Source organism: Enterococcus sp. AZ170 (assembly GCF_050545135.1).
Classification (GTDB): domain Bacteria; phylum Bacillota; class Bacilli; order Lactobacillales; family Enterococcaceae; genus Enterococcus_L; species Enterococcus_L ureilyticus.
Window position 1 is genome coordinate 783,511 of record NZ_CP172947.1, and the last position, 17,803, is coordinate 801,313.

General features: G+C 37.4%; 15 protein-coding genes. 13 read left to right on the forward strand and 2 right to left on the reverse strand.

The window, feature by feature from the left end; genetic code table 11:
- Positions 1-17 precede the first annotated feature (17 nt).
- The 13 genes from mraY (at position 18) to IGJ55_RS03875 (ending at position 15,376) form a co-directional block, all read left to right on the forward strand.
- Positions 18-983: a phospho-N-acetylmuramoyl-pentapeptide-transferase gene (mraY, locus tag IGJ55_RS03815; protein WP_069639247.1), complete on the forward strand. Its 966-nt coding sequence runs from the start codon at positions 18-20 to the stop codon at positions 981-983.
- 158 nt (positions 984-1,141) lie between these two features.
- The gene (murD, locus tag IGJ55_RS03820; RefSeq protein WP_430607347.1) at positions 1,142-2,512 is read left to right on the forward strand and encodes a UDP-N-acetylmuramoyl-L-alanine--D-glutamate ligase; all 1,371 of its coding nucleotides are present in this window, start codon (positions 1,142-1,144) and stop codon (positions 2,510-2,512) included.
- A 7-nt stretch (positions 2,513-2,519) separates the two neighbouring features.
- On the forward strand, positions 2,520-3,611 hold the full coding sequence (gene murG, locus IGJ55_RS03825) for an undecaprenyldiphospho-muramoylpentapeptide beta-N-acetylglucosaminyltransferase (RefSeq protein ID WP_069639245.1): 1,092 nt from the start codon (positions 2,520-2,522) through the stop codon (positions 3,609-3,611).
- Between the two features lie 195 nt (positions 3,612-3,806).
- On the forward strand, positions 3,807-4,661 hold the full coding sequence (locus tag IGJ55_RS03830) for a cell division protein FtsQ/DivIB (RefSeq protein WP_430607350.1): 855 nt from the start codon (positions 3,807-3,809) through the stop codon (positions 4,659-4,661).
- A gap of 160 nt (positions 4,662-4,821) precedes the next feature.
- The gene (ftsA, locus tag IGJ55_RS03835) at positions 4,822-6,144 is read left to right on the forward strand and encodes a cell division protein FtsA (RefSeq protein WP_069639243.1); all 1,323 of its coding nucleotides are present in this window, start codon (positions 4,822-4,824) and stop codon (positions 6,142-6,144) included.
- 26 nt (positions 6,145-6,170) lie between these two features.
- Positions 6,171-7,427 carry a cell division protein FtsZ gene (gene ftsZ, locus IGJ55_RS03840; protein ID WP_069639242.1) on the forward strand — a complete coding sequence of 419 codons (1,257 nt, stop codon included), beginning with the start codon at positions 6,171-6,173 and terminating at the stop codon, positions 7,425-7,427.
- Positions 7,428-7,442: 15 nt separating this feature from the next.
- Positions 7,443-8,120 (forward strand): YggS family pyridoxal phosphate-dependent enzyme, encoded by a 678-nt coding sequence (locus tag IGJ55_RS03845; RefSeq protein ID WP_069639241.1) that lies wholly within the window; start codon positions 7,443-7,445, stop codon positions 8,118-8,120.
- A 13-nt stretch (positions 8,121-8,133) separates the two neighbouring features.
- Positions 8,134-8,733 carry a cell division protein SepF gene (locus IGJ55_RS03850; protein WP_069639240.1) on the forward strand — a complete coding sequence of 200 codons (600 nt, stop codon included), beginning with the start codon at positions 8,134-8,136 and terminating at the stop codon, positions 8,731-8,733.
- 10 nt (positions 8,734-8,743) lie between these two features.
- On the forward strand, positions 8,744-9,016 hold the full coding sequence (locus IGJ55_RS03855) for a YggT family protein (protein ID WP_069639239.1): 273 nt from the start codon (positions 8,744-8,746) through the stop codon (positions 9,014-9,016).
- A 22-nt stretch (positions 9,017-9,038) separates the two neighbouring features.
- Positions 9,039-9,821, forward strand: coding sequence for an RNA-binding protein (locus IGJ55_RS03860; RefSeq protein ID WP_069639238.1), 783 nt, complete (start codon positions 9,039-9,041; stop codon positions 9,819-9,821).
- A 19-nt stretch (positions 9,822-9,840) separates the two neighbouring features.
- Entirely contained in the window at positions 9,841-10,551 is a 711-nt protein-coding gene (locus IGJ55_RS03865) for a DivIVA domain-containing protein (RefSeq protein WP_069639237.1), read from the forward strand.
- A 515-nt stretch (positions 10,552-11,066) separates the two neighbouring features.
- Complete coding sequence (gene ileS / locus IGJ55_RS03870) at positions 11,067-13,856, forward strand: isoleucine--tRNA ligase (RefSeq protein ID WP_430607354.1); 2,790 nt, start codon at positions 11,067-11,069, stop codon at positions 13,854-13,856.
- Between the two features lie 150 nt (positions 13,857-14,006).
- A protein-coding gene (locus tag IGJ55_RS03875; protein ID WP_430607272.1) for an IS3 family transposase occupies positions 14,007-15,376 on the forward strand; the annotation gives its coding sequence in 2 pieces (ribosomal slippage) (positions 14,007-14,547 and positions 14,547-15,376; 1,371 coding nt in all).
- An 83-nt stretch (positions 15,377-15,459) separates the two neighbouring features.
- Here the strand turns inward: IGJ55_RS03875 and zwf are convergent.
- Both zwf and IGJ55_RS03885 read right to left on the reverse strand, forming a co-directional pair.
- A complete protein-coding gene (gene zwf, locus IGJ55_RS03880) occupies positions 15,460-16,980 on the reverse strand; it encodes a glucose-6-phosphate dehydrogenase (protein ID WP_430607355.1) in 1,521 nt (506 codons plus the stop codon).
- Positions 16,981-16,997: 17 nt separating this feature from the next.
- Positions 16,998-17,645 (reverse strand): metal-dependent transcriptional regulator, encoded by a 648-nt coding sequence (locus IGJ55_RS03885; protein ID WP_207121662.1) that lies wholly within the window; start codon positions 17,643-17,645, stop codon positions 16,998-17,000.
- Positions 17,646-17,803 lie beyond the last annotated feature (158 nt).

A 17,803-nucleotide genomic window follows, 5' to 3' on the forward strand; every position in this document is an offset into this window, starting at 1 on the left:
TAATTAGGAGAGATATCATGGAGTGGACACAGATTTTTATTCCCATAGTATGTAGTTTTGCTATAACAGTGGCAGTGATGCCAATGTTTATCGGTTATTTCCAAATGAAAAAACAAGGACAAACAACACGCGAAGATGGTCCTACTTGGCATAACGTCAAAACTGGGACACCAACGATGGGTGGGTTAGTCTTTTTAGTAGCAAGCTTTATCACGTCACTATTAGTGGGACTATGGAAACAAGAGCTTACTCCGTCTTTACTAATTATTCTATTTATTTTGGTTCTTTATGGACTATTAGGATTTTTAGATGATTTTATCAAAGTGTTTAAAAAAAGAAACCTAGGCTTAAATTCTCGCCAAAAGCTGATTGGACAAATCATTGGCGGACTTGTTTTTTATTTTGTTTACCGTTCAGAAGGCTTACCTGATACATTAGATTTATTTGGTGTAGTGACATTACCTTTGGGTATTTTTTATGGTGTATTCGTCATTTTTTGGCTAGTTGGATTTTCAAATGCAGTGAATTTGACTGACGGTATCGATGGTTTAGTAGCAGGCTTAGGGACGATTTCATTTGCTACTTATGCGATCATTGCATGGAAACAGCAACAATTTGATGTAGTGATCATCTGCTTGAGTGTGATTGGAGGCTTATTAGGCTTCTTTCCTTATAACCGAAAGCCAGCCAAAATCTTTATGGGCGATGTTGGTTCGCTTGCTTTAGGTGGTTTGCTTGCAGCTATTTCTATTATCTTACGTCAAGAATGGACATTATTATTGATAGGACTTGTTTATGTTTGTGAGACAGCCAGCGTAATTTTGCAAGTGGCATCATTTAAACTTTTTGGTAAACGGATCTTTAAAATGTCGCCGATCCATCATCATTTTGAAATGTGTGGCTGGTCAGAGTGGAAAATCGATATTATTTTTTGGTTGACTGGAGCTATTTGCTCGGCCATCACATTGTGGATCGTATTTTAAAAAAGTTCAGAGATTTTGATTCTATCTAACATCGAGAATGAGCTTTTAAGAAAGTAGAGAATAGTGAACTGGAACTAAGAGCGTTCCACCTCACTATTCCTAACTTCCTACAGAGTTAACCGCTTTTTTCAGCTTTTCTAAGATAAGGGGAAATGATAATGAAAAAAATAACAGATTATGAAAACAAAAAAGTCCTTGTTCTTGGACTTGCTAAAAGTGGCGTTAGTGCGGCGAAGTTGTTGCATGAGTTAGGTGCGTTAGTGACAGTCAATGACTTTAAACAATTTGATCAAAACCCGGAAGCCCAAGATTTATTAACCTTGGGTATTCGTGTTGTTACAGGTGGTCATCCAATCGAGCTGTTAGATGAAGACTTTTCCTTGATCGTAAAAAATCCTGGTATTCCTTACTCGAATCCTTTAGTAGCAAAAGCGTTAAGCATGAAATTACCTATCTTGACAGAAGTTGAATTAGCCTATCAGATTGCCGAGTGCCCAATTATCGGGATTACTGGAACAAATGGAAAGACAACGACAACGACAATGATCGGGTTACTTTTAAATGCTGATCGTGAAAGTGGGACAGCGCGTTTAGCTGGAAATATTGGTTATCCAGCCAGTGAGGTCGCTGAGAGTGCTAGGGCTGATGATGATATTGTTATGGAATTATCAAGTTTTCAATTAATGGGAATTCAAACATTTCGCCCTCAGATTGCTGTCATCACAAATGTGTATGAAGCACATTTAGACTATCATGGTTCAAGAGAAGAATATGTGAAAGCAAAATGGGCAATTCAACAAAATATGCAGGAAACGGATTTCCTTATATTAAATTGGAACCAAGCAGAACTTCAAGAATTAAGTAAAACAACGAAAGCTGCAATTATTCCTTTTTCAACAAAAGAAAAAGTCGCAGGAGCGTATCTTGCAGATGAGAAAATATATTATAAAGATGAATTCATTATGCTTGCTGGTGAATTAGGTGTACCTGGCAGTCACAATATTGAGAATGCACTGGCTGCAATTTCTGTAGCAAAGTTAAAAGGTATTCCTACAGATGTAATCAGACAAACATTGATGGTCTTTACTGGCGTTCCTCACCGCACGCAATACGTGGGGGAGATCGCGGGAAGAAAATTCTATAATGACTCAAAAGCGACAAATATATTAGCAACTGAGATGGCATTAAGCGGATTTGATCATTCTGCACTGATTTTGTTAGCAGGCGGATTAGATCGAGGAAATAGCTTTGATGAACTGATTCCTTCATTAGTAGGAATCAAAGCAATCATTCTTTTTGGTGAAACAAAAGATAAACTGCACAAAGCCGCAATCGAAGCAGGCGTCAAAACAATTAAATTAACAAAAAATGTTGAAACGGCTGTACGTGACGCCTATGATTTTTCTGAAAAAGATGATACTATTCTATTATCGCCCGTATGCGCAAGTTGGGACCAGTATCCTAATTTTGAACTGCGCGGTAATGCCTTTATTCAAGCAATGCACCAGCTAAAAGACATAGAAAAGTGAGAGAATTATGAAGATATTGATAACAGGCGGCGGAACAGGTGGACACATTTATCCTGCTTTGGCTTTCGTTAACTACGTAAAAAAAATCGAACCGAATACCGAATTCATGTATGTAGGAACTGAAAACGGCCTAGAAAGTCAGATTGTTCCTAAATACAAGATCCCATTTAAAACAATCAAGATTCAAGGATTTCGTCGTTCACTTAGTCCTCAGAATGTCAAAACGGTCTACCTTTTCTTAAATAGTATTGGAAAAGCAAAAAAAATTATTAAAGATTTTCAACCAGATATTGTGATTGGAACAGGGGGCTATGTATCTGGTTCTGTTGTGTATGCTGCTACACGCTTGAAAATACCAACAATCGTTCATGAACAAAATAGCATCCCTGGAATGACAAATAAATTTTTAAGTAAGTATGCTACAAAAGTGGCCATTTGTTTTCCTGACGTTGCTGATTACTTCCCTAAAGATAAGGTGATTTTAACCGGTAATCCAAGAGCGCAAGAGGTCGTAATGATCGAAAAAACGAATATCCTTAAAGAGTATGGCTTAGATCCTAACAAGAAGACGGTTGTGATCTTTGGCGGTAGTCGAGGTGCATTGAAAATAAACCAAGCATTCATTGAAGCATTTCCTTTATTTGAAAAGAGAGAATATCAAGTTCTTTATGCATCAGGAGAGCGATATTTTAAAGAATTACAAGAAACCTTAAATCTTTCTGAAAAAAAATTGACAAACATCAGCATTCAGCCTTATATTGATAAAATGGCAGAAGTTTTAGCTGCTGCGGACCTAATGGTTGGTCGAGCGGGTGCAACTTCAATTGCGGAATTTACAGCATTAGGGTTACCTGCTATTTTGATCCCAAGTCCATATGTTACCAATGATCATCAAACGAAGAATGCACAAAGTTTAGTCAAATCTGGAGCAGTAGAAATGATTACTGACCAAGAGCTGACAGGGCATAAATTGATCGCCGAAATCGATGCCATTTTACTGGATGAAACTCGTCATCAATTGATGGCGAATGCCTCAAAAAAAGAAGGTATTCCTGATGCGGCAAAACGACTTTACGAAGTGGTAAAAGAAATTATTTGATAGGGGGTGTAAAAGATCAGTAAGAAAAAAGAGGATTCAGAGGGTCAAACAGACCAACAACTAGAGTCTGCTGAACAACCAGATGAGCAAAAACTGACCCCATGGCAAAAAGAAAATCTAGAGTACTTAAAAAAACACGGTAATCAGCCTGTATGGAATCCGTCTGTTGTTTCTGAAGAAGCAGAACAAGAAGAAGTGACGGAAGAAAATGCAACTGAAACAGAAGACTCAACAGAAGAGCCTGAAACAGAAGAAAAACAAAAGAAAACTTACGAATCTTTTGCAGACCGCTTACCAAAAATAAAAGAAGTACGAAACAAACGATTATACCGTCGGCTGACGTTGATCGTCTCGGTTTTTTTAATCGCCATATTAATCGTACTTTATTTTGTTTCACCACTTAGTAAGTTAGGGAGTATAAGTGTAACTGGAAGTGTGTCTGTTGATAACCAGCAAGTCATTGTCCAATCTAAACTGGAAAAAGGTAAAAGTTTATGGGAGCAGTTTGGTGACAGAACAATTTATGAAGAAAAGATCAAGCGTCAATTGCCACGTGTCAAAAAAGCAACAATCTCATTGAGTGGGATCAATTCATTGAATATAAAAATTGATGAATATGAAGTAGTGGCTTTAGAATCAGTCAATAATGTCTACCACCCTATTTTAGAAAACGGTAAGATTTTACCAGAAGAAATGAGTGCGCCAATAAGTGGTATGCCAGTTTTTCAAAACTTTCAGGACCAATCAATTATAAAAAACTTAATGGATTCTTATAAAAAACTTCCTGAAGATATAAAACAAAATATCTCAGAAATTCGCTATATACCTTCTAATGCAAACAAAGAATTAATCACTCTTCACATGAAAGATGCTAATGAAGTAATTGTTAATATCTCTCAATTAGTAGAGAAGATGGCGTATTATGGGAAGGTAGCAAGCCAAATGGAGAAACCAGGAATCATTGATATGGAAGTCGGGATTTTCTCATATCCTTTTAATAATGAGTCAACTGAAGAAAGTGTAGACGAATCTTCACAGGCACTAGAATGAAGTTAATAAAAATAAAAGAATAAAATAGTAGAATCTGCTTTCTAAAAAGCCTATGTTTATGGTAAAATTGAAAGAAGTGAGTATTCATAAAAAATATATATGTAAATGGGCATTTTTTGCCACGTACATATTGGAATTAATAGGAGGAGGAACCCCATTCATGGCAAAGACAGGAATGTATGTAGGCCTTGATATTGGTACAACATCAGTAAAAGTTGTAGTGGCTGAGTTTATTGAAGGTCAAATGAATATCATTGGCGTAGGAAACGCAAAATCTGATGGATTAAATCGAGGGATCATTGTCGATATCGATAAAACAGTAAACGCGATTCAAAGAGCAGTAAGACAAGCAGAAGAAAAAGCGGGAATTCAAATTAAAAGTGTGAATGTGGGGTTGCCAGCAAACTTACTTGAAGTTGAAAATTGTCAAGGGATGATCGCTGTTAGTAGTGAGTCAAAAGAAATCACTGATGAAGATGTAAGAAACGTTGCATCGGCAGCTCTGGTTCGTTCAACTCCTCCTGAACGTCAAATCGTAGCAATCCTACCACAAGAGTTTACAGTGGATGGATTCGAAGGGATCAAAGATCCTAGAGGAATGATTGGCGTTCGTTTAGAAATGTTCGGCGTAGTTTTCACAGGACCGAAAACGATTATTCATAATACAAGAAAATGTGTTGAAAAAGCTGGGTTGATCGTTAATGAATTAGTCATTATGCCATTAGCGTTGACAGAAACAGTTCTTTCAGACGGTGAAAAAGATTTTGGTACGATTGTCATCGATATGGGTGGCGGTCAGACAACGACCTCTGTTATGCATGATAAACAATTGAAATTTACTCATGTGAATCAAGAAGGCGGCGAATTTGTCACTAAAGATGTTTCGATTGTATTAAATACTTCATTTAATAATGCGGAAGCACTGAAAATCAATTATGGTGATGCATACCCTGAAAGAACGTCTGTCAGCGAAGAATTTCCAGTTGATGTGATCGGCAAGTCTGAACCTGTAAAAGTTGATGAACGTTACCTTTCAGAAGTGATCGAAGCAAGAGTGGAACAAATCTTTAAAAAATCAAAAGAAGTATTAGACGAAATCGACGCTTTGGAACTTCCCGGCGGAGTAATTTTAACTGGTGGCGGTGCAAGCCTTCCAGGAGTAGTTGACTTGGCACAAGAAATTTTTGATGCGAGTGTGAAACTATACGTACCAAATCATATGGGATTACGCAATCCAGTATTTACAAATGTGATTAGTATCGTAGAATATTCAGCTCAATTAAATGATATTTATCATATTGCCAAAGGCGCGATTCCAGGAGAGAAAATCAAATCGGCGCAACCAATCGCTGTTCAGCAAGAAGTACAATATGATACTTATGCAGACACAACTCAAGATGATTACGATGATTCTGAAATTCACGAATCTGGTGAAAAAGTTACAGGTAAAATCAAAGACTTCTTCTCAAACATTTTTGACTAACAATTAAAACAGGAGGAAACGATACTATGGAATTTTCTTTAGATAATAACATTAACAATGGCGCAGTCATCAAAGTTATCGGTGTAGGCGGCGGCGGCGGTAATGCTGTTAACCGCATGATCGATGAAAACGTCAAAGGCGTTGAATTTATCGCTGCAAATACAGATGTACAAGCTCTTAAAAACTCGAAAGCAGAAACAGTGATTCAACTTGGTCCTAAATATACACGTGGTCTAGGTGCTGGTTCTCAACCAGAAGTTGGCCAAAAATCAGCAGAAGAAAGTGAACAAGTTCTCTCAGATGCCTTACAAGGAGCTGATATGATTTTTATCACTGCTGGTATGGGTGGTGGAACCGGGACTGGAGCAGCTCCTGTAGTTGCAAAAATCGCCAAAGAATTGGGCGCTTTAACAGTTGGGGTCGTTACGAGACCATTTAGCTTTGAAGGACCAAAACGTGGACGATTTGCTGCTGAAGGTATCGCTCTTTTGAAAGAAAACGTTGATACATTACTAATCATTTCGAACAACCGTCTATTAGAAGTTGTTGATAAAAAGACACCAATGCTTGAAGCTTTCCGTGAAGCAGATAATGTATTGCGTCAAGGTGTACAAGGTATTTCAGATTTGATTACAGCCCCAGGCTATGTCAACTTGGACTTTGCGGATGTGAAGACTGTTATGGAAAACCAAGGAACTGCTTTGATGGGAATCGGTGTTGCTAGTGGTGAAGATCGTGTGATCGAAGCAACTAAAAAAGCAATTTCTTCTCCATTATTAGAAACATCTATCGATGGAGCCGAACAAGTGTTATTGAACATCACTGGCGGTTTAGATATGACATTATTTGAAGCACAAGATGCTTCTGATATTGTGACAAGTGCTGCAACAGGAGATGTAAATATTATTTTAGGTACATCGATCAATGAAGATTTAGGCGATGAAATTCGTGTTACAGTAATTGCAACAGGAATCGACCCTTCAAAAAAAGATCGTAAACCACACCGTCAAAATCGACCTACTCAAATCCAAACCGTGCAACAAGCACCAGTCTTGGATATGGAACAGTCAAAACCTGCGCCATCACAACCACAGCCACAAGAAGAAACAAGTGCTTTTGGTGACTGGGATATCCGTCGTGAGCAAAACGTACGACCTAAAGTCGAAGATACAACGTTTGAAAATGTTGAAAAGAAAGATTTTGAAACATTTCATCGTGAAGAACCATCGCATAACAATGACGATGAATTAAATACACCACCATTTTTCCGCAGAAAAAGATAGGAGCGATTTTTAATTATGCTAGTTGATAACTTAGAAAAAATAAATCAAGAAATTCAGCTAGCATGTCAAAAGTCTACTAGGTCAGTCAATGATGTAACCATGATTGCCGTGACTAAATCTGTGGAAAGTGGCACTGCCAAGGAGCTTGCTGAACTTGGTATTGAGAATATGGCTGAAAACCGAGTTGATAAATTATTAGAAAAAAAGATGGCACTGAGAAAGTTTTCATCGATTAAGTGGCATTTAATTGGTAATTTACAACGTAGGAAGGTAAAATCAATAATAAATGAGATAGATTATTTTCACGCTTTAGATAGTTTCAAACTAGCAGAGGAAATCCAAAAACGAGCAGAGAAGCAAATTCTCTGTTTTGTGGAAGTGAATATCACTGGTGAGGAGAGTAAACACGGTTTCAAATCAGATGAAGTAATTGATTTTATTCATCAATTAGCGGAATTTGATAGAATAAAAGTTGTAGGATTAATGACTATGGCTCCGTTGGATGCTTCTGAGCAAGTTCTTCACGAGGTGTTTTCTCAGTTGAAAAAACTACAAACAGCAATAAATAATCAGCATCTGTCATATGCACCATGTACAGAGCTTAGCATGGGAATGAGTAATGATTTCCCAATTGCTATTGAAGAAGGTGCAACTTTTGTACGAATCGGAACAGCAATTTTCAGAGGTGCGTAAAGGAGGGGAATCTATGTCAATTTTTAGTAAAAATGCGTTATCGAGCTTTTTTGGATTATCTGGTGAAGATGAATATGATAATTATGATGAATATGAAGAGCAAAAGGTTGTTAACGAACAACCCAGACAGACGGTTCGACAAGCACAAGTACAAAGACCGACTGCAACTGAACCTTTAACCGAAAAACCATCTGCTCGTTATCGTTCAACAGAAACGCATCAAGATAAGAAAGAAAGCCGTCAGGAAACAGCATTTAATGAGCAAAAAGTTGTCTCCATGCGTAGCTCTAATAACTCAAATTCAAAACGTTCGCAAGATACACATAGTACAAGTAAACCAGGTAAGATTACAATTATTGAACCAAGGGTTTATTCTGAAGCAATGAACATTGCTAAACATATTATTGCAAGTGATGCTGTATTGATCAACTTTCATTTAGTGGAAGAAAATCAAGCAAGAAGAATTGTTGACTTTCTTACGGGAACTGTTTATGCGTTAGATGGAGACATTCAACGTGTAGGCGATGAAATTTTTCTTTGTACACCATCAAACATAGAAATCGATAGTGCTACCGCACAATCGTTAGCTAAGAAACAAATGTTTGATTTTTAGTTAGGAGGTAATGAGTATCGCTCTATTTATATTTCTATTGTATAGAGGTGTCCAAATCTATTCGGGTATTTTAATTATTTATGCATTATTATCTTGGTTTCCAGGAGCATATGATTCTACGTTTGGCCGTTTGATTTCAAGAATTGCTGAACCTTATTTGAGCCTATTTGATCGATTAAATTTGCGAATTGGTATGGTAGGGTTTAATGTAATGATTGCAATTATCGTGTTGAACTTAGCAGCGAGTGGATTAGGTCGGATTTTGCAATCAATCATGTATTAATAAAAGAAAGGATGATCTATCTATGAACGCAAATGTGTACCAACATTTTCGAAAAGATGAGCATCCTTTTATTGATTCTGTTGGTGATTGGTTAGAACAAGTTGAAAGTCAATATGCACCATATTTGTCTGATTTTTTAGATCCTAGACAAGCATATATCTTAGAGACACTGATAAGGCAAAGCAGTGAGCTTGAGTTTAAATTTTATGGTGGATATGAGCAGGCTGAGCGCAAACGCTGTCTGATATTTCCAGATTATTACGAGCCAAAAGAGGAAGATTTTGAAGTAGAATTACTAGAAATCGTTTATCCAGTAAAATTCTCTACGTTATCTCACAGTAAGGTGTTGGGTACCTTAGTGAATACAGGGATTAAGCGTGAATACTTTGGAGATATTATTTCTGATGGTGAGAGATGGCAAGTATTTATTGCAAAAGAAATAGTCAATTTCGTGATTACTCAGGTAGAAAAAATCGGGAAAATATCTGTGCGATTAGAAAAAAGAAAGTATACAGAGATCATACTGCCTAAAGATGACTGGACACATGAACGGACAACAATAAGTTCCTTACGTCTAGATATTTTGATCTCTAGCGTATATAATATATCTAGACAAAGATCAAAGCAGTTGATCGAATCTGGAAAAGTCAAAGTGAATTGGACGGAGAATGTCAGACCAGATTTCTTAGTAGATTTGCTAGACATTGTGTCGATTAGAGGATTTGGGCGAATTCAGATCCAAGAGTTAGAAGGTAAGACGAAAAAGGACAAGTTTCGTTTGTTATTGGGAGTTCTACGAAAATAATCCAAAGAGGTGAAGGAATATGGCATTAACTCCATTAGATATTCAAAATAAAAATTTTTCTTCAAAAATGAGAGGGTACAATCAAGACGACGTAGATGATTTTTTAGATCAAGTAACGAAAGATTATGAAGATTCTCTACAAAAAACACGAGAACTTGAAAAATCATTAAAGCATGCCGAGGAAAAATTACAATATTTCAATGAATTGAAAGATGCATTGAACCAATCGATCATTGTAGCACAAGATACTGCTGATAAAGTAAAAACAAGTGCAAACAAAGAATCAGAAGTAATTGTAACATCCGCTGAAAATACAGCAAATGAAATGATTTCTTCTGCTGAAAAGCGCTCAAGTAATCTTATTACATCTGCAGAAGAAAAAGCAAAAGAAATTTTAACAGATGCAACAGATCGTGCGCGTCAATTAGCCGCTGAAACAGATGATTTGAAGAAAAAGACACGTGTTTTCCATCAACGTTTAAGTTTGATGTTAGAAGCACAATTAGAACAAGTGAAAAGTGAAGAGTGGAATGAACTATTAAAACCATTTTCAAGCTATGTAAGTGACTCACATACTGTGATCAAAGAAGTATTAGCAGATGAACTTGATAAAAGTGACGATGCGGCTGTCAAACCAGTTGAAGCTGATACACAAGCAAAGCCGACACTTGAACAAGCGGCATTGGATCCAAAAGCAATGCTTGATTTATTAAATCAAGATCCTAAATAATTTTAGTAAATAAATAGAACAGAAAAGTCAATAACCATTCTTTTAGCGAGTCAATGATAGTGAAAGTTTGACAGATCCTGGTATTGAAAAGATCCTCTATTTTACTCAAGTTTGAAGCAAGTAAAACTTGACGAGTGATTTCGTTAACAATCAACAGAGGAAATAATTGAATGGCTTAATTATTTTAAATTTGGGTGGTAACGCGAGTACTTTCGTCCCTTGGGATGAAGGTACTTTTTGCTGTTCATCACTACACTTGGTTTCGATCTCATCAATTTCTAAGGCTAAAGCACAAAGAATTGAAGGACTACGATTGGCTTCGCCAGAGTAGATGATGAACAGTACTTGGCGAACGAAGAGAGCGAAGTATCCGTACTAATGAATCACACTATGAAAGTACGATTAATCAAAGCGAGACAATAAAATACCCAATCAAAAATTGTAAAAGGTTGGTTTATACGCTATTAAATCGAACAACAGTATTAATAGCTACAAAAGAAAGTGAGGAAATAAAAATGAAAATGAAAGAAACATTACAATTAGGAAAAACAGCTTTTCCAATGCGTGGGAATTTGCCAAACCGTGAAGTAGAATGGCAAAAAGATTGGGAAGAGCAAAAAATCTATGAAAAGCGTCAAGAATTAAATGAAGGTAAACCAACGTTTGTTTTGCATGATGGACCGCCATATGCTAATGGAAATATCCATTTAGGTCATTCCCTAAACAAAATTAGTAAGGATATCATCATTCGTTCAAAATCTATGTCAGGCTTCCGTTCACCATATGTACCTGGTTGGGATACTCATGGTTTACCAATTGAACAAGTTTTAACGAATAAAGGAATCAAAAGAAAGGAAATGACCTTAGCTGAATACCGTGAAAAATGTGAAGAATATGCTCGTTCGCAAGTCGACACTCAACGTGCTGATTTTAAACGTTTGGGGGTTGCTGGTGATTGGGATCATCCTTATGTCACACTAGATCCAACCTATGAAGCAGCTGAAATTCGTGTATTTGGAAAAATGGCTGAAAAAGGGTACATCTATAAAGGCTTAAAACCAATTTACTGGTCTCCATCAAGTGAGTCTTCTTTAGCAGAAGCTGAAATCGAATATAAAGATGTTAAATCAGCCTCTATTTATGTTGCATTCAAAGTGGTTGACGGAAAAGGAATTTTAGATACAGATACATCATTTGTGATCTGGACAACTACGCCTTGGACACTGCCAGCAAACTTAGGGATTTCAGTAAATCCAGCGTATCAATATGTTGTAGTAAATGCCTACGGTAAAAAATATGTAGTAGCGAAAGATCTTCTAAACACAGTTAAAGAGGCGATTGGTTGGGAAGAGGTCGAAGTTCTTGAAACGATTTCTGGTAAAGACATGGAGTACATGACAGCTCAACATCCGTTCTATGATCGTACGTCATTAGTAATGCTTGGCGATCATGTCACATTAGAAGCTGGTACTGGATTGGTTCATACTGCACCAGGACATGGTGAAGATGACTACATTGTAAGTAAAAAATATAATCTAGATGTTTTATCACCTGTGGATAACAGAGGAGTATTTACTGATGAAGCACCTGGCTTTGAAGGTGTTTTCTATGATAAAGCAAACCCAATGATCACAGCTTTACTTGATGAAAAAGATGCCTTATTAAAATTAGATTTCTTTACTCACAGTTATCCACATGACTGGCGTACAAAAAAACCGGTGATTTATCGTGCAACACCACAATGGTTTGCCTCGATCGATAAGTTCCGCCAAAATATCTTAGATGAAGTAGAAAAAGTTGATTGGATTCTGCCATGGGGAAAAACACGCCTTTACAATATGATTCGTGATCGTGGTGACTGGGTGATTTCTCGTCAACGCGCGTGGGGCGTACCATTGCCGATTTTCTATGCTGAAAATGGAGAGGCAATCATCACATCGGAAACAATCGAACATGTTGCCAATTTATTTGCGGAACATGGATCTAATGTTTGGTTTAAACGTGAAGCAAAAGAATTATTACCAAAAGGCTTTACACATCCAGGTTCGCCAAATGGTGAATTTACAAAAGAAACAGATATCATGGATGTCTGGTTTGATTCAGGGTCATCACATGAAGCTGTTTTACGTCAACGTCCAGAACTGACTTTCCCAGCTGATATGTACCTAGAAGGCTCTGATCAATACCGTGGCTGGTTTAATTCAAGTATTACAACTAGTGTAGCTATCAATGGTGTAGCACCTTATAAAGCAGTCTTGTCACAAGGCTTTACATTAGATGGTGAAGGCCGTAAGATGAGTAAATCTTTAGGGAATACAATTTTACCTGATAAAGTAATCAAACAAATGGGTGCGGATATTTTACGCCTGTGGGTAAGTAGTGTGGATTACGAAGCAGATGTACGTGTTTCAATGGAAATCTTGAATCAAGTTTCTGAAGTTTATCGTAAAATCCGTAATACAATGCGCTTTTTATTAGCAAATACAAGTGATTTTGAACCCAAAGAGCATACTGTAGCCTATCAAGAGTTGCGGTCTGTGGATAAATATATGATCGTTCGTCTAAACCAAGTAATTCAAGAAATTCGTGAAAAAGGCTACGAAAAATACAACTTCATGCAAATCTATCGCTCAGTGATGAACTTCTTAACAGTTGATCTATCTTCATTTTATTTAGATTTTGCGAAAGATGTTGTCTACATTGAGGCGGAAGATAACGATCAACGTCGTTGCATGCAGACGGTGTTCTATCAAACAGCTGTTGCATTAACGAAACTGTTAACACCGATCATCCCTCATACTTCTGAGGAAATCTGGAGCTTCCTAAAAGAAGAGGAAGACTATGTACAATTATCTGAATTCCCAGGTTATCAAGAGTTTGCCAACCAACAAGAGCTTTTAGATACATGGGCAGCCTTTATGGACTTTAGAGATAATGTACTGAAAGCTTTAGAAGAAGCACGTAATTCTAAATTGATCGGTAAATCATTAGAAGCTAAAGTAACCGTCTATCCTAATGAACAAATCCATGAGTTATTAACAGCTGTAGATGCAGATGTGGCACAATTATTGATTGTTTCAGATTTTGAGGTGGCTTCAAGAACGGCAGAAGTTCCAGAAAATGTTGAAAAATTCGATGATATGTCGATTCTTGTAGAAAAAGCAGCGGGGGAAACTTGTGACCGTTGCCGTGCGGTACGTACGGATGTTGGGGAGGATGAAAAATTACCTCATTTATGCGGACGTTGCGCAGCAATCGTTGAAGAAAATTATCCAGAAGCTGTAGCAGAAGGATTTGAAGAGTAAGAACTAAAAAAGGCTGAGGAAAAAAGTGTCTCGCCTACAAATTGCCGTTTTTTTCTTATCATTATACAGATAAAGAGTGTGAACCAAAACGAGTTTTGAAGTGAGCCCCCTAAGTTAGACCAGAAAATCTAACTTAGGGGGCTTTTTATAGTGGCTAAATATGATTATGACTTTAAAAAATCAGTAGTTGAAGCGTATCAGAGGGGAGAAGGTGGGTATGTGGCTCTAGCTCGCCGATACGGTATTCCAGCTGATTCAACAGTAAGAAAATGGGTAAAGATTGTAGAAAAATTGGACTTTAATGCCTTAAACCGACGTAAAAATAAACAAACTTATTCTTCCCAATTCAAGCAAGATGTCATACACTATTATTTGACTAGCGGTGACTCTTACCTTAATGTCGCATTGAAATATGGATTGCCATCTGGAAATCTACTCCAACATTGGCACCAACTATTTCTGCGTGAAGGCATTGAAGGTCTCTTACCGAAACTGAAAGGAAGGCCTTCAATGACTAAGAAAAAGAAGAAACAAATACCAAAAAGGCCGTTAACGCGTGAACAAGAACTGGAACGAGAAAATGAACTGCTTCGTGCAGAACTGGCCTTCGTAAAAAAGCTCCGAGCTTTAGGGATGAATATCCCAGATCGACTCAAGAACGAGATGCACGAATCATCCACGAACTCCGAAAGGAGTTCCGATTAACGATTCTTCTTGAAGCGACAAAATTTCCTAAAGCGACATACATGTATTGGCAAAAGCGATTGAATCGTGGGAATCCAGATGCCAAGCTAGAGGAAACCATTCAAGAAATCTTCGAAGAAAACGATGGGAACTATTGGTATCGTCGGATTCAAATCGCCCTGAACGAACAGGGAGTAAAGGTAAATCAAAAGAAAATCCGTCGAATCATGCGTAAGCTTGGGCTGAAGAGCGTAAAGTTTACACGCAAATCACGTAAGTACAATTCCTACAAAGGGACTGTTGGACGAGTGGCAAAGAATCGGATTCACAGACGATTTGTTACCTCGGTTCCTCATCAAAAGATTACAACTGATACTTCTGAATTTAAGTATTATGAACAAGATACGAACGGAAAACCTGTCATCAAGAAGCTGTATTTAGACCCATTCCTAGATCTGTTTAACGGGGAAATTCTGTCCTATCGAATATCAGAAAAACCAAATGCAAAGGCCGTTCTTGATGCTCAAAAAGAAGCCATAGAACAAACCGCGGACTGCCCCTATCGTCGGGCTTACCAGATGAATGGTTATAGAAAGCCTTTAGCGGAGAAAAAAATATTCCAGAGCATGTCCCGAAAAGGGAATTGTCTTGACAATTCACCGATGGAAAGCTTCTTTGGTCTATTAAAGCAAGAAATTTATTATGGTGTGATTTATACAAGCTTTAAAAGGTTGAAGAGGGCAATTAAAGAGTGGATTAATTACTATAATCATCACCGAATCAAAACAAGGCTCGGCTGCAGTCCCGTTCAATATCGCAAACGGATGACCGCATAAAAACCCGACCAAATTTCTTCGGTCGGGTTATGGTCTAACTATTGGGTCTCACTTCATTTTTCGTTTTGATTCACACTCTTTTTTTATTCTAATTTTCCACGTTCTCGGTACCAAATATCAGGTTCCCAATCCCAAGTGAAACCATCTTGTTTCAATAAATCAAATGCAGTATCAGGTCCCATGGAACCCGCTGCATAATTTGGGAAATCAACAGATGTTTTATCCCAAGCTTGACGAATGATATCCACAATGCGCCAAGATTGCGCAACCTCATCCCAATGAGAGAAGTTTGTACCATCACCATTCAAACTATCTAATAAAAGTTTTTCATACGCTTCAGGGCTATTTCCTGTCGTTTCAGCGCTGTGTCGATAATCTAATTTTACAGGCGTTGTAGTAAATCCTTGCCCGATTTCTTTGCCATTCAATGTCATTGAGAAGCCTTCTGTTGGTTGGATGTAAATGGTTAAGACGTTCGGTGGTAGATCGGTTTTCTCTCCACATTTATCGATATCATCTTTGAAGACATTGACTGGGACTTGTTTGAAAACAATATTGATTCGTGTCCCTTTTTCGGTCAGACGTTTTCCTGTACGGATGTAAAATGGAACCCCAGACCAACGGAAATTATCAATCAGGAATTTACCAGCAACAAATGTCTCAGTCTGAGAATCTTCCGCAACATTTGGTTCTTTACGATAGGCAACAAATTTTTGGTCATCAAGTTCTCCTTGACCATATTGCCCTCGAATAAAGTTTTCTAGGGCTTCTTTTTCTGAATACAGACGAATCGCTTGTAAAGCTTTGACTTTTTCAGCACGAATTTCAGCTTCTGAAAAGGCAACAGGAGGCTCCATTGCAAGTAAAGCAACGACTTGCAGGATATGATTTTGAACCATGTCTTTTAAGGCCCCACTATGGTCATAATAACCACCACGGTCTTCAACACCGAGACTTTCTGCAAACGTGATCTGAACATTATCGATGTAACGATTATTCCATTGTGATTCAAAAATGTTATTTGCAAAGCGGATCGCTGAAATATTTTGGATCATTTCTTTTCCTAAATAATGATCGATTCTAAATATATCTTTTTCAGGAAAGACTGCTCGAATTTCTTCATTTAATTGATAAGCTGAAGCATAATCAGAGCCAAATGGTTTTTCGATCACTAAACGATCAAAGCCATTATCAGTTAAAATCGCTTGTGATTTTAAGTGTTGGACGATCGTGCCGAAAAATTGTGGCGCCATCGCTAAGTAGTAGATATGATTACCACCTAACTCATATTGTTCATTTAAGGTGTCGGATAATTTTTTTAGAGTATCGTAATGGTCAGAATCATTCACGTTATGAGCTTGGTAGTAGAAGTGACTTGAAAAAGCTTCTGCTTCTTCCTTTGTTGGATTCAAGTCTTTAATTGTCTCGCGTACGATTTCACGATAGTGATCATCTGACCATTCTCTTCTTGCTGTTCCGATAACAGCAAAGTGATCAACTAAGTTTCCTTTGCGATATAAACGGAATAAAGAAGGATACAGTTTTCTTTTTGCTAAATCGCCAGTGCCGCCAAATATAGTAAATAGCGCTATTTTTTCGTTCATTTTATGTCCCCACTTTCTTATAGTTGATCAACAAAAATCGTACTTGCCGCTTTATAGCTGATCGCTAATTCTTTTTTAGTATTGCTTATGCTGATTGGACCTTCATAGGCTGCAATTGCATCAATCGTGTATTCCTCATGAATTTGTAAATCGATCGAGACTAGATAGTCTAATAACTCTTTTTCATCCAATACTCGAGCAATCCGTATGGTCGTTCCAACAGGATAATCTATTAAAGTTTGTCGTTTTTCTTCGTGAACAGGTTGATCATCTCCCGGGATGACCCCGCCATGAGGACAAAATTTAGGCTGATTCAAATATGCAGATAAACGATTCGCCAACGTCTGAGACGTAACATGTTCCAGCACCTCTGCATCATCATGTACTTCATTCCAAGAATAATTTAGATGTTCAACTAAAAATACTTCCCATAAACGATGTTTACGAATCAGCGTACTGGCTTTTTTTAAGCCTAGTTCAGTAAGTTGAACACCTTGATAAGGTGAATGTTCAACCAGTTTTTCTTTTACTAACTTTGAAATCATTTCACTGACAGAAGCGGCTGAAACGTCTAAGCCAGAAACGATTTGTTTATTGTTGATTTTATTTTCATCGCCACCTAATTCAAATATCAGTTTTAAGTAGTCTTCGCGATTCGGGGTCATATAGTTCATCCTTTCAAAGAAGCCATCAGGATAAGTTTATCAGAAAATTGTTTTTTTGACCATTTAATAATATGTTAATCTTCAAAAAAATCTTTGTCCTGCTATTTATAGACGAACAGGATAAACAAACATCGTATTGATAACGTTTTCTTTAGGGA

Coding starts and splice junctions, on each gene's coding strand:
- mraY (WP_069639247.1), top strand. CDS start 18: ATGGAGTGGACACAGATTTTTATTCCCATAGTATGTAGTTTTGCTATA.
- murD (WP_430607347.1), top strand. CDS start 1,142: ATGAAAAAAATAACAGATTATGAAAACAAAAAAGTCCTTGTTCTTGGA.
- murG (WP_069639245.1), top strand. CDS start 2,520: ATGAAGATATTGATAACAGGCGGCGGAACAGGTGGACACATTTATCCT.
- ftsA (WP_069639243.1), top strand. CDS start 4,822: ATGGCAAAGACAGGAATGTATGTAGGCCTTGATATTGGTACAACATCA.
- ftsZ (WP_069639242.1), top strand. CDS start 6,171: ATGGAATTTTCTTTAGATAATAACATTAACAATGGCGCAGTCATCAAA.
- IGJ55_RS03845 (WP_069639241.1), top strand. CDS start 7,443: ATGCTAGTTGATAACTTAGAAAAAATAAATCAAGAAATTCAGCTAGCA.
- IGJ55_RS03850 (WP_069639240.1), top strand. CDS start 8,134: ATGTCAATTTTTAGTAAAAATGCGTTATCGAGCTTTTTTGGATTATCT.
- IGJ55_RS03855 (WP_069639239.1), top strand. CDS start 8,744: ATGAGTATCGCTCTATTTATATTTCTATTGTATAGAGGTGTCCAAATC.
- IGJ55_RS03860 (WP_069639238.1), top strand. CDS start 9,039: ATGAACGCAAATGTGTACCAACATTTTCGAAAAGATGAGCATCCTTTT.
- IGJ55_RS03865 (WP_069639237.1), top strand. CDS start 9,841: ATGGCATTAACTCCATTAGATATTCAAAATAAAAATTTTTCTTCAAAA.
- ileS (WP_430607354.1), top strand. CDS start 11,067: ATGAAAATGAAAGAAACATTACAATTAGGAAAAACAGCTTTTCCAATG.
- zwf (WP_430607355.1), bottom strand. CDS start 16,980: ATGAACGAAAAAATAGCGCTATTTACTATATTTGGCGGCACTGGCGAT.
- IGJ55_RS03885 (WP_207121662.1), bottom strand. CDS start 17,645: ATGACCCCGAATCGCGAAGACTACTTAAAACTGATATTTGAATTAGGT.